Source organism: Streptomyces wedmorensis (assembly GCF_000716445.1).
Classification (GTDB): Bacteria; Actinomycetota; Actinomycetes; order Streptomycetales; family Streptomycetaceae; genus Streptomyces; species Streptomyces wedmorensis.
On record NZ_JNWK01000035.1, the window covers coordinates 160,108 to 171,861 of the forward strand.

At 72.7% G+C, this 11,754-nt stretch carries 10 protein-coding genes; all 10 read right to left on the reverse strand.

The genetic code is table 11. The features are described from left to right. Position 1 precedes the first annotated feature (1 nt). Positions 2 to 802, reverse strand: a complete 801-nt coding sequence (locus tag OO54_RS25795; RefSeq protein ID WP_033207029.1) for a rhamnogalacturonan acetylesterase — start codon at positions 800 to 802, stop codon at positions 2 to 4. Further along, positions 799 to 2,139: an ABC transporter substrate-binding protein gene (locus OO54_RS25800; protein WP_033207031.1), complete on the reverse strand. Its 1,341-nt coding sequence runs from the start codon at positions 2,137 to 2,139 to the stop codon at positions 799 to 801. The genes OO54_RS25795 and OO54_RS25800 overlap by 4 nt, the downstream gene beginning before the upstream one ends. A gap of 74 nt (positions 2,140 to 2,213) precedes the next feature. Further along, entirely contained in the window at positions 2,214 to 3,806 is a 1,593-nt protein-coding gene (locus tag OO54_RS25805) for a glycoside hydrolase family 43 protein (protein ID WP_234439243.1), read from the reverse strand. Then, on the reverse strand, positions 3,803 to 4,648 hold the full coding sequence (locus OO54_RS25810) for a DUF6807 domain-containing protein (RefSeq protein WP_033207033.1): 846 nt from the start codon (positions 4,646 to 4,648) through the stop codon (positions 3,803 to 3,805). Before OO54_RS25810 ends, OO54_RS25805 begins: the two co-directional genes overlap by 4 nt. Continuing rightward, a complete protein-coding gene (locus OO54_RS25815; protein WP_033207091.1) occupies positions 4,645 to 5,808 on the reverse strand; it encodes a Gfo/Idh/MocA family protein in 1,164 nt (387 codons plus the stop codon). The genes OO54_RS25810 and OO54_RS25815 overlap by 4 nt, the downstream gene beginning before the upstream one ends. Before the next feature lie 26 nt (positions 5,809 to 5,834). Continuing rightward, the gene (locus tag OO54_RS25820) at positions 5,835 to 6,758 is read right to left on the reverse strand and encodes a carbohydrate ABC transporter permease (protein ID WP_033207035.1); all 924 of its coding nucleotides are present in this window, start codon (positions 6,756 to 6,758) and stop codon (positions 5,835 to 5,837) included. Further along, a complete protein-coding gene (locus OO54_RS25825) occupies positions 6,755 to 7,693 on the reverse strand; it encodes a carbohydrate ABC transporter permease (RefSeq protein ID WP_033207037.1) in 939 nt (312 codons plus the stop codon). Before OO54_RS25825 ends, OO54_RS25820 begins: the two co-directional genes overlap by 4 nt. A gap of 183 nt (positions 7,694 to 7,876) precedes the next feature. Further along, complete coding sequence (gene araD, locus OO54_RS25830) at positions 7,877 to 9,766, reverse strand: L-arabinonate dehydratase (protein WP_033207039.1); 1,890 nt, start codon at positions 9,764 to 9,766, stop codon at positions 7,877 to 7,879. Continuing rightward, positions 9,763 to 10,665, reverse strand: a complete 903-nt coding sequence (locus OO54_RS25835) for a dihydrodipicolinate synthase family protein (protein WP_033207041.1) — start codon at positions 10,663 to 10,665, stop codon at positions 9,763 to 9,765. Before OO54_RS25835 ends, araD begins: the two co-directional genes overlap by 4 nt. 299 nt (positions 10,666 to 10,964) lie before the next feature. Beyond that, positions 10,965 to 11,594, reverse strand: coding sequence for a GntR family transcriptional regulator (locus tag OO54_RS25840; RefSeq protein WP_033207042.1), 630 nt, complete (start codon positions 11,592 to 11,594; stop codon positions 10,965 to 10,967). Positions 11,595 to 11,754 lie beyond the last annotated feature (160 nt).

Below are 11,754 nucleotides of genomic sequence, written 5' to 3' on the forward strand. Positions count from 1 at the left end.
GTCAGCTCTCCTCGGAAACGGGCCAGGTGATCCGGTCGGTGGGTATCGCGTCGTCCAGGCGGCGCGTCTCACACGGCGCGAGGACGTGGGTGCGCAGGAGCTCGGCGGCGACCAGACGGGCCACCTCGATCGCACCCGGCGGGTTGAAGTGCGTGTTGTCCTGCTCGGTCGCGGTCCAGTTGAAGTACGTCTTCGTGACCTCGGGCCCGAGCTGCTGCCACAGGGCCAGGGACAGCGCCTCGATGTCGAGGAGGGGTACGTCCGACGCGGCGGCCGCCTCCCGCATCGCCGCCGGATACGCGCCGTGCGTGCGCAGGGCCGTCCCGTCGGCGGCGAACTTCCGCCGTTCCACGGAGGTGGCGAGCACCGGAAGGGCGCCCCGGGACCGCGCGCCCTCCACGAACACGCGCAGGTTGTCCTGGTAGGTCGTCCACGGCTCGGTGTAGCGGGTGGGGTCGGCGGCCTTCCCGTCGTTGTGGCCGAACTGGATCAGGAGCAGGTCGCCGGGGCACGCCGCCGCCAGGATCGGTTCGAGCCGCCCCTCGTCGAGGAAGCTCTTGGTGCTGCGTCCGTTCACCGCGTGGTTGGCGACCTCGATCCCCCGCTGCAGGAAGAACGGCAGGGCCATGCCCCAGCCGGTCTCGGGCGCCGCGTCGGCGTACTTCTGCGCGGCCGTCGAGTCGCCGGCGATGAACAGCGTCCTCGTACGGGGCCGCCCCAGCGCCTGCGCCGCCGGAGCCCCGGCCAGGGCGAGCGCGAGACCCGCCCCGGCCGTGACGACCGCGCGGCGGCCGACGCTCACTTGTTCTGCTGCTTCCACTCGGCCTGGGCGGCGTTCAGCTGCTCGGCGAGGTGGTCGAGGAACTCCTTGGCGGTGGACTTGCCGAGGAGGACCTTCTGGAAGGCGGGTTCGTTGTCGGCCTTGGAGATGGTGTTCCAGTCCGGCAGGTAGTACGGCAGCTCCACGATGGTGGCCTTGCCGCTGAAGAGGACCTCGGCGCCGAGCTTCGTCGGCTCGGCCTTCTGCAGCCAGGGATCGGCGGCGGCCTCGGTGTTGGCGGGGATGGCGCCGGCCGACTCGTTCCACTTGCTGTTGGACTCGTGCGAGGCGGCGAACTCGATGAACTTCCAGGCCGCGGCCTTGTTCTTGCTCGACGAGAAGAGCCCGAGACCGTCGACCGGGTTGGAGACCTGCACCCGGGTGCCGTCGTCGAGGGTCGGGTTGGGGATGCCCCGGAACTTCTCCGTCCCGAGCGCCTTCACGTGGTCCTTGTACGAGCCCAGGTTGTGGTTCAGCATGCCGATCTGGCCGCTGTCCCACTGGGCGACCATCTTCGTGAAGTCGTTGTTGACGTCGGCGGCCGGGGTGGTCCTCTTGAACAGGCCGGCGTACTTCTCCAGGGCGGCGACGTTCTTCGGGTCGTTGACGGTGGTCTTGTCGCCGTTCCAGAAGGACGTGATGCCGCTCTGGCCGTACACGGCGTCAAGGGCCTGGGCGATGGAGCCGGCGCCGCCGCGGATCGTGTAGCCGAAGCGGTTCTTGTCGGCCGCCGTCAGCTTCTCGGCCGCCGCGTAGAACTTCGACCAGGTGGAGGGCTCTTCGAGGCCGGCCGCCTCGAACAGGTCGGTGCGGTAGTACAGCACGCCGTTGCTGGCGGAGGTGGGGACGGTGAACAGCTTGTCCTGGCCGCCGGCCGACTTGACGCTCGCGACCATGCCGGCGTTCAGCTTCCCCTTGAGGGAGCTGCCGTCGATGCGGGCGTCGAGCGGCTCCAGGGCGTTCTGCGCGGCGATCCCGGCGAGCATCGCCGCGCCGACGCCGCCGACGTCCGGCAGACCGCCGCCCTGGATGGCGGTGTCGTACTTCGACTGGACCTCCTTGGACGCGACCCCGACGTACTCGACGTCGATGTCGGGGTTCGCCTTCTCGAAGTCCGCGATGATCTCCTTCCAGACCTCGGTGCGGACACCGCCGTTGTTGTCCCAGAAGGTGATCTTTCCCTTGCCCGAACCCTCGGTGCCCTTGTCGCCGCCCGTGCCGCTGCCGTCGTCACCGCAGGCGGTGGCGGTCAGTGCGAGGACGCCGGACAGGGCGAGGGCGAGGGCGGCTCTGCGCCGTCCGCCGTGGAAGATGGTCATCGTCGGCTCTCTTCTCTCGGGGTGTTGCGGGGATGGGGATGTGGGGGAGCTCAGGGGGCCCTCGGTGAGGGCGCTCAGGCGGTGACGCGGAAGGCGGAGAACACGGCCGTCCCGGCCTGCCCCGCGCCCACCGGGGCGCCCGCGAACAGGCCGAGGAGCGCGCCGACCCAGCGCCAGGGCGTGGCCGCGAACTCCGGCCCGACCCGGACCGGTTCCGCGGCGCCGTCGGAGGCGTACGAGAAACGGCAGCGCGCGTCCGCGGTGACCTCGATCCGCAGCCGGACCCGGTCCCCGTCGAGGGGCAGGGAGCGGGCCGCGTCCCGTTCGGCGCCGGCGTCGGCCGGGGCGAAGCGGTGGACGAGGCGGGCGGTGCCGTCCGGGGCGCGTTCGAGGCCGATCCAGGCGTACGCGTCGCCCAGGACGACGAGCCCGGCGCGGGCGCCCGGCGCCCGGCCGTCGAGCCGCAGCCCGACCTCGACGACCCGGGCCCCGGCCGGCAGCCGCTGGGTGAGGACGTGCGGCACGCTCCGCAGGTCGTCCAGGCGCTCCGTACGGACGCAGCCGAGGCGCAGGCCGTCACCGGCGTGCTGGGTGGCCCAGCCCTCCTCCGGGTTGGCGGTCCACTGCCACTGACGGCCGAACCGCCCGCCGGGGAAGGTGTCGTCCACCGCCGGACGCGCGGCCGGCTGCTCCGGCAGGTCCGGCTTGCGGTGTACTCGGACCGGGGCGCCGCCGTCGCCGAGCACCGGCCAGCCGTCCCCGTCCCAGCGCATCGGCTGGAGGTGGACGAGCCTGCCGTGCGCGCCCGACTGCTGGAAGTGCAGGAACCAGTCCTCGCCGTGCTGGGTGCGGACCCAGCCGCCCTGGTGAGGCCCGTTCACGTCGGTGTCGCCCTGCGCCAGGACGATCCGCTCCTCGTACGGCCCGAAGAAGGACCGAGACCGGAGCGCGCCCTGCCAGCCGGTGGCCACGCCCCCGGCCGGGGCCAGGATCCAGAACCAGCCGTCGTGCCGGTACAGCTTGGGTCCTTCGAGGGTGAACCAGCCGGGAATCCCGTCGGCGTCGACGAGGACGCCGCCCTCGTCGAGGACCTTCGTGCCGTCCGGGCTCATCCGGTGCCCCACGAGCCGGTTGTTGACCCCGGCGCGGGACTTGGCCAGGGCGTGCACGAGGTACGCCTCGCCCGAGGCGTCGTCCCACAGCGGGCAGGCGTCGATCAGACCCCGGCCGGCCTTCACCAGGTGCGGCGCCGTCCACGGGCCGCGCACGGTGGGGGAGTTGACCTGGTAGATCCCGTGGTCGGGGTCGCCCCAGAAGATCCAGAACCGTCCACCGTGGTGGCGCAGCGACGGCGCCCACACCCCGCAGTCGTGTCGGGGCACGGTGAACGCGGCGGCCGGTTCGAGCCGTTCGAGCGCGTGGCCGACGAGCGTCCAGTTCACCAGGTCCCGCGAGTGCAGCAGGGGCAGCCCCGGGGCGCGGCCGAAGCTCGACGCCGTCAGGTAGTAGTCCTCGCCGACGCGCAGCACGTCCGGGTCCGACCAGTCCGCGGCCAGGACCGGGTTCCGGTACGTGCCGTCTCCCAGGTCGCCGGTGACGGGCCCCGGGGCCGTGGCCGCCCCGGTCCCGGGGCCACCGTCCTGACGGCCCGCGCCCGCCCCGGTCATGAAGCCACCGCCTTGCGGACGAGGGCGGCGGCCGCGGGCCGGTCGAGACGGCCGTCGGCGACGACGGTCACCACCCGCCGTACCGAGGTCTCCCCGGCCGGCACCGCGAGGCGCCCGGAGTGGGCGAGCGAGGAGCCGACGCCGGGGTACTCCGCGGCGCGGACGAACCAGGGGTCGCTGCGGGTCTGCGCGGTCGCCCCGGCGAACACCAGGGTCCAGCCGTCGCCCGCGAGGGCCACCCAGTCGGCCGGAACGCCGTGCACGGCCTCCTCGCCCTCCGCGTCCGGGCCGAACGCCGACGGCGCCGCCGCCTCCTTGGGCGCGCGCCAGAAGAAGCCGCCGTAGGCGGCGCCGGGGCGGCCGTTCGTGGCGGGGCTGCCGATCGAGAGGTCGCGCCCCGACGTGTTCGTGAGGGAGAAGGTGAGGTCGAGGGCCCAGGCGGAGTCGGTGAGGGCGGTGACCGCCACGGTGCGGTGCTCGCGGAGCAGCCGCTCGCCGCCGACCGTCCAGCCGAGCTCCTCGACGAAGCCGTCCGGGTCGCACAGCTTGAACCCGTCGTGCCGCTGGACGCCGTGGTTGTCGAGCTCCACGGAACCGCGGCCCCGGACGAAGGTGCGTCCGCCCCAGAAGTTGTGGCCGGCGACGTCGGCCACGGCGATCCCCGCGCCCAGGTGGTGCGGGTGGTCCTCGGGCAGGGTCTCGGTCACCACCCGGCCGGCGAGGGTGGTGACGGGGTGGAGGTAGGGCCGGGGGGAGTGGTCGGCCGCGAGGTCGGGCCGGGTGGTGTAGCGGGCGACGGTGCGGCCCGCGCAGCGGAGCACGGTGGGCCGTTCGGGGCTCATCGGACCTCCGCCCGCCGCGACGGTGCCCAGGCGGCGCCGAGTTCGGAGAAGAGCCGCAGCCCGTCGGCGGCGGCGTCGACCAGCGCGTCGACGCCGCCGACGACCCGGCGCGGCGCGCTCTCGCCGGGCTCGGCGTGCCAGTGCGCGGCGGGTACGGCCAGCGGATCGGGGGCCGTACGGACCGCCTCGACGACCCGCATGAACGCGCCGGTCGCCGCCGGCGGCACCCACAACGGCTCGCCGTCCGTGACGTGCGCGACGAGGTTCTCCAGGAGGTCGGTGCGGCCGTACTCGGTCTCCTCGGGGCCGTGTCCGGCGCGCTGGAGCAGGACCCGGTCCTGCCGGTACCAGAAGGTGATCCGGCCCTGGGCGCCGTGGACGATCACGTACGGCTCCGAGGACTTCTCGGCGCAGAGCGTCGCGGCGACCGTGACCTGGGTGCCGGCCGAGGTCACCACCCGTACCGCGGAGGTGTCGTCGGACTCGATCGCGTGGGCGTGGAACAGCTCGGTCTCGATGTGCTCGACGTCCTCGGCACGCGTGGAGCCGGAGAGCGCGAGCGCCGTGGCGACGGCGTGGGCGAGGGGGTTGGTGAGTGCCCCGTCGACGACGTCGACGCCGCCCAGCCGCCGGTGTCCGGCCCAGGGGGCGCGCCGGAAGTAGGCCTCGTCGCGGACCCAGGCGCCGGCCGCGCCGACCCCGAGGAGTTCGCCGATGACGCCGTCCTCGACCATGCGGCGGATCGCCGGCACGGCGTGCGAGCCGAGCGACTGGAAGCCGATCTGGCAGGCCACGCCGGCCGCCTCGACGCCGTCGGCCATCCTGCGGAACTCCGCGTACGACGGGGCCGGCGGCTTCTCCAGGAGGATGTGCGCCCCGTGCCGGGCGGCGGCGAGGGTCATGTCGGCGTGGGTCTGGATGGGGGTGGAGAGCACGGCGATCCGGGCGCCGGTGGAGGCGAGGAGCGCCTCGAAGTCGGCGGACTGCTCCGGGTCCCCGATGCCGTCCAGTTCGGCCGCGTCCAGCGGGCGCAGTTCGCAGATCCCGGCGAGCCGGACGAGCCCGCGCTCTTCGAGGCGGCGGATGTTGAGGAGGTGGCTGCGGCCGTGGCCGCGGGCGCCCGCGAGGACGACCGGCAGCGGGGTGCGTGCGGTGTTCATGTCTTCCTTGTCCGTGTGGGTGCCGTTCATCCCTTCACCGCCCCGGCGCTGAAGCCGGTGACCAGCCACTTCTGGATGAAGGCGAAGACGACGACGACGGGGACCGCGGCGATGACCCCGCCCGCGGCGAGCGCGCCGAGGTCGACGCTGTCGGCGCCCATCAGAGTGTTGAGTCCGACCGGGATGGTCTGCTTGTCCTGGCTGCTGAGGAACATCAGGGCGAAGAGGAAGTGGTTCCAGGCGTGGACGAAGGCGAACGAGCCGACGGCGACCAGGCCGGGACGGAGCAGCGGCAGGACGACGATCCGGAAGGCGTGGAACCGGTTGCAGCCGTCGACCCAGGCCGCCTCCTCCAGGGAGTACGGCACGTTCCTGATGAAGCCGCTGATGAGGATCATCGACAGCGGGAGCTGGAAGACGGTCTCGGCGATGATGACGCTGCCGAGCGAGTTGATCATCCGCAGTTCGGCGAAGATCTGGAAGAGCGGTACGAGGAGCAGCGCGCCCGGCACGAACTGGGAGCAGAGCAGGGCCAGCATGAAGCCCTTCTTGATCCGGAAGTCGAAGCGGGCGAGCGCGTAGCCGCCGGCGAGGGCGACGACCGTCGTCATCACCAGGACCGCGACGCCGATGAGCAGGCTGTTCTGGAAGAAGACGCCGAAGCTGCGCTCGTTCCAGACCTTCTCGAAGTGCGCGCTGGTCATCGGCCAGGGCACGAGCGAGGTGGAGCCGGCGGGCCGCAGCGCGAACAGCAGGATCCAGTAGAAGGGGACGAGGGTGAAGAGGAGGTAGATCCCCAGCGGCAGGTAGATCTGCCAGCGGGGCACCTCGTCCCAGGCCCGGCGCCTGCCGCGGGCGGGTGCGGGCGGGGTCGTGCCGGGCGGCGGGGCGTCCTGCGGGGCGGTCGTGGGGGCGGCCGGGGCCGCGCTGAGGGTGGACTCGGCTGTCACTTGCCGTCGCCTCCGAACTTGCTCAGGCGCAGATAGACCATCGAGCAGAAGAGAAGGATCACGAACGCCACCGTGGTGAGGGCGGAGGCGTATCCGAAGTTGTGGGCGTCGACGCTGGTGTGCGCGATGTACAGCGGGAGGGTCGTCGTCTCGCCCGCGGGCCCGCCGCCCGTCAGCGTGTACAGCAGGTCGACGTTGTTGAACTCCCAGACCGCCCGCAGCAGCGTCGACAGGACGATCGCGTCCCGGATGTGGGGGAGCGTGATGTGGACGAACTGGCGGATGCGGCCCGCCCCGTCGACCTCGGCCGCCTCGTACAGGTCCTTCGGTACGGACTGGAGGTCGGCCAGGATGAGGATGGCGAAGAACGGCACCCCGCGCCAGAGGTCGGCGACGATGGCCGCGGGGAACACGGTCGCCGTGTCGGAGAGCCAGGACGTGCCGTACGAGCCCAGGCCCAGGTCCGCCAGATAACGGCTGATGCCGGTCTGGGAGTTGTAGAGCAGCACCCAGATCGCCGAGGTGAGCACGCCCGAGACCGCCCAGGGCGAGAAGACCAGGGCCCGGCCCAGGGCGCGGCCGACGAAGGTCTGGTTCACGATGAGGGCGAGCGCGAGCCCGAACAGCAGCTGGAGCGTCACCTCGACCACGACCCACTTGAGGCTGAAGCTCAGCGTGCCCCAGAAGTGCGGGTCGTCGGTGAAGATCCGCGTGAAGTTGTCGAGGCCCGCGAACCCGTTCCGCCAGGGCTTCGTGGGGTTGTAGTGCTGGAGGCTGTAGTAGAAGACGCTGAGCACCGGGTAGGCGATGAAGCCCAGCATCAGCAGTCCGGCGGGGGCGATCAGCAGGTACGGCAGTCGGCGGGGGGTCGCTCCCGTGCGACGGCGCGCCCGTGCCGGGACGGCTCGGGGCGGTGGGGTCACAGCTGAGGCCATGACGGCGGCTCCGTTCTCGGTGAAGCGCTTCGCGAACGACGTTCGAGATTTCGGACAGGCGGGGCGGGGCGGGTTCTCGGACGGTGGTACGGGGCGGTGCGGGGCGGGGGTCAGCCCGCGTACGGATCGGGGGTGGTGCGGGGCCGGGTTCGGCCCGCGTACGGATCGGGTGCGGGGCGGGGGTCAGCCCGCGTACGGATCGGGGGTGGTTCCGGACCTGGCCAGGAACGTGAAATCGCAGCCGGTGTCGGCCTGGGAGATCTGCTCCATGTACAGCGCGCCGTAGCCGCGCTCGTACCGGGCCGGCGGTGATGTCCACACGGCCCGACGGCCGGTCAGCTCCTCGTCCGTGACGTGCAGGTGGAGGGAGCGTGCCGCGACGTCGAGGGTGATCGTATCGCCCGTACGGACGAGGGCAAGAGGTCCGCCGACATGGGACTCGGGCGCCACGTGCAGCACACAGGCCCCGTAACTCGTCCCGCTCATCCGGGCGTCGGAGATCCGGACCATGTCCCGCACGCCCTGCTCCAGGAGGTACCGGGGGATGGGCAGCATCCCGTACTCGGGCATGCCCGGGCCGCCCTTTGGCCCCGCGCCGCGCAGCACGAGCACATGGTCGGCGGTGATGCCGAGCGACGGGTCGTCGATGGTCCGCTGCATCGTCCGGTAGTCGTCGAACACGACCGCCGGGCCGGTGTGCTTCAGCAGCCGCGGCTCGGCCGCGATGTGTTTGATGACGGCGCCGTCCGGGCAGAGGTTGCCGCGCAGCACCGCGACCCCGCCCTCGGCGGCCAGCGGCCTCGCCCGGTCCCGGATCACCTCGTCGTCGTGCACGAGGGCGCCGGCGAGCTGCTCGCGCAGGCTCGTGTGCGAGACGGTCGGCCGGTCCAGGTGCAGCACGTCGGTGAGCCGGGAAAGGAACCCCGTCATGCCGCCCGCGAAGTGGAAGTCCTCCATCAGGTACCGTCCGCCGGGCCGCAGGTTCGCGAGCACCGGCACGGTCCTGGCGATCCGGTCGAAGTCGTCGAGCGTCAGCGTCACCCCGGAGCGCCCGGCCATGGCGATCAGATGGATGACCGCGTTGGTCGAGCCGCCGAGCGCCAGGACCGCGGCGACCGCGTCCTCGTACGCCTCCCGGGTCAGCACCTGCGACAGCCGCAGGTCACGCCGTACGAGCTCGACGATCCGCAGGCCCGACGCGGCGGCCATCCGGTCGTGCCCGGAGTCGACGGCCGGCACCGACGAGGCGCCGGGCACCGTCACGCCCAGGGTCTCGGCGGCGGCGGTGAGCGTGGACGCCGTGCCCATCGTCATGCAGTGACCGGGGGAGCGGGCGAGCCCGCTCTCCAGCTCGGCCATCTCGCAGTCGCCGATCAGCCCCGCCCGCTTCTCGTCCCAGTACTTCCACATGTCCGTGCCGGAGCCGAGCGTCTCGCCCCGCCAGTGGCCCGGCAGCATCGGACCGGCCGGCACGAACACGGTCGGCAGGTCCACCGAGGCGGCGCCCATGAGCAGCGCCGGCGTCGTCTTGTCGCAGCCGCCCATCAGGACGGCCCCGTCCACCGGGTACGAGCGCAGCAACTCCTCCGTCTCCATGGCCAGGAGGTTGCGGTACAGCATCGGCGTCGGCTTCTGGAAGGTCTCCGACAGGGTGGACACCGGGAACTCCAGCGGGAAGCCGCCGGCCTGCCACACCCCCCGCTTCACGGCCTGGGCCCGGTCGCGCAGATGGACGTGGCAGGGGTTGATGTCGGACCAGGTGTTCAGGATCGCGATCACCGGCTTGCCGAGGTGCTCCTCGGGCAGGTACCCGAGTTGCCGGGTCCGCGCGCGATGGCTGAACGAGCGCAGCCCGTCCGTGCCGTACCACTGGTGACTGCGGAACTCCTCGGGCTTCCGGCCCGCGCCGCCGGGCCCGTCGCCCGCGTCGGTGGGCGCGGGGCCCGCGTCGGTGGGCGGGGGGCTCGTCTCGTCGCGTCCGGGGCTCGTGCCGGCGGGCTCGTGGCTCGTCTCGTCGGGCACGTGGCTCGTCTCGTCGGGTTCGGGGCTGGTGCCGGCGGGCTCGTGGCTCATATCGGCCACCCGCCGGCGATGGCCGCGACCTCGGCCCGTGCCGCGTCGGGCAGTTCGCGGCTTGGCGGCCGGATGGCGCGGCGGCACAGGCCGAGGGAGGCGAGGGCCTCCTTGACGACGGTCACGTTGTCGGCACTGCCGTTCGCCGCCCGCAGCTCCTCGAAGCGGCGGATCCGCTCCCACACCTTCATCGCGGTCGGGTAGTCGCCGGCCCGCAGCGCGTGCAGCATCTCCAGGGAGAGCGCGGGGGAGACGTTGACCAGGCCGGAGGTGAAGCCGGTGGCGCCGCTCGCGAAGTACGCGGGAGCGTACGGCTCGGCGAGACCCGCCACCCACACGAACCGGTCGAGGCCCGCGTCCCGGGCGAAGCCGGCGAACCGGGCCGCGTCCGGCACCGCGTACTTCACCCCGACGACGTTGGGGCAGGCGGCGCCGAGCTCCGCCAGCCGGGCCCCGCTCAGGAGCGGGTTGCGGATGTAGGGGACGACACCGAGCTCCGGGACCGCCTCGGCGATGGCCCGGTGGTAGTCGACCCAGCCGCTCTCGGAGACGTACGGGTGGACGGGCTGGTGGACCATCACCATGTCGGCGCCGGTGGCGTGGGCGTGCCGGGCGGCCTCGACCGCGGTCGGCACGTCGTGGCCGACGCCGACCAGGATCACGGCGCGGCCGCCCGCCTCCTCGACGGTCGCCTCGGTGACGGCTCGACGCTCCTCGGGGGCGAGGGCGTAGAACTCGCCGGTGTTGCCGTTCGGGGTGAGGGTGCGCACCCCGCCGTCGAGCAGCCGCCGCAGCAGGGCGCGGTGGGCGGCGGTGTCGACCGAGCCGTCCTCGGCGAAGGGGGTGACCGGGATCGCCACGACATCGGCGAGGGCGGCCCTCAGTGTCTCGAATTCCATGGTGCCTCGCAGTTCACTCACGGGCCGGGTGCTCACGGCGTGGGCGCCCGCCCGCTGTTCAGGGGGGAGGTGGCTGGGCGGCGCGGTCGCGTCGGCGCCGGACTTCGGCGGCTGGTCGCGGTCGTCGGTCGCGGTGGTCGCGCTTCGGGGGTCGGTTGCGGTGGTCGTTCGCGGTGGTCGCGCTTCGGGGGCCGGCCGCGGTGGCCGGTGGCCGGTGCAGTGGCGGTGCCGGTGGCCGGTTGGCCGTGGCCGTTTCGCGGTGGCCGGGCCGCGGGCCCCGCGCGGCCGGCAGGCGCCCGCTATGGGAAGGCGCGTTCGACGAACGAGGCGATGTGGTCGTGCACGGCGCGGCCGGCCCCTTCGACGTCGCCCGCGACGGCGAGTCGCAGGATCTCCTCGTGCTCCGAGGCCTCGCGTTCCCAGGAGGGGACGGCGGCCCAGGCGACCGTGGAGACCAGGGCGGCCTGGTCGCGGACCTCGTCGAGCATCCGGCCGAGGAGCGGGTTGCCGCAGGGCAGGTACAAGGACCGGTGGAACTCCCGGTTGGCCAGGGAGCGTTCCGCCGGATCCTCGGCTCCGGCGGCCCGGCGCAGCGCCTCGTGGGCCGCGTCGAGGGGGGCGCCCGAGGCGACGGCGCGGCGGACCGCCTCGGGCTCCAGGAGCAGCCGTACGTCGTAGACGGCGCGGGCCATGTCCGCGTCGACCATGCGGACCGTGACGCCCTTGTACTGGCTCATCACCACGAGCCCGCTGCCCGCGAGGGTCTTGAGCGCCTCGCGGACCGGGGTCTTCGACACCCCGAACCGCGCGGCGAGTTCGGTCTCCACGAGCGCCTGGCCGGGTCTGAGCCCTCCGGTGAGGATGTCGTGCTTGATCGCTTCCAGGACGTACTGGGTGCGGGAGGGGATGGGGCTGGGGGCGAAGGCCATGGAGCACTCTCAGATCTCGTGTATCGCGTCTCATATATGACGTACGAAGTGCAACGGGCATGAAGTTAGGGGGGCGTTCGTGTTTCGTCAATGCTTCGCACACGGTTCGTGAAAGCGTTTTCTGTCGAGGGAGGTCCAGGGGTCGGCGGGGCTGGTTCAC

Excerpts from the sequence above, each read along its gene's own strand:
- OO54_RS25815 (WP_033207091.1), bottom strand. The coding sequence starts at position 5,808 with ATGAACACCGCACGCACCCCGCTGCCGGTCGTCCTCGCGGGCGCCCGC.
- OO54_RS25835 (WP_033207041.1), bottom strand. The coding sequence starts at position 10,665 with ATGGAATTCGAGACACTGAGGGCCGCCCTCGCCGATGTCGTGGCGATC.
- OO54_RS25800 (WP_033207031.1), bottom strand. The coding sequence starts at position 2,139 with ATGACCATCTTCCACGGCGGACGGCGCAGAGCCGCCCTCGCCCTCGCC.
- OO54_RS25810 (WP_033207033.1), bottom strand. The coding sequence starts at position 4,648 with ATGAGCCCCGAACGGCCCACCGTGCTCCGCTGCGCGGGCCGCACCGTC.
- OO54_RS25825 (WP_033207037.1), bottom strand. The coding sequence starts at position 7,693 with ATGGCCTCAGCTGTGACCCCACCGCCCCGAGCCGTCCCGGCACGGGCG.
- OO54_RS25840 (WP_033207042.1), bottom strand. The coding sequence starts at position 11,594 with ATGGCCTTCGCCCCCAGCCCCATCCCCTCCCGCACCCAGTACGTCCTG.
- OO54_RS25805 (WP_234439243.1), bottom strand. The coding sequence starts at position 3,806 with ATGACCGGGGCGGGCGCGGGCCGTCAGGACGGTGGCCCCGGGACCGGG.
- araD (WP_033207039.1), bottom strand. The coding sequence starts at position 9,766 with ATGAGCCACGAGCCCGCCGGCACCAGCCCCGAACCCGACGAGACGAGC.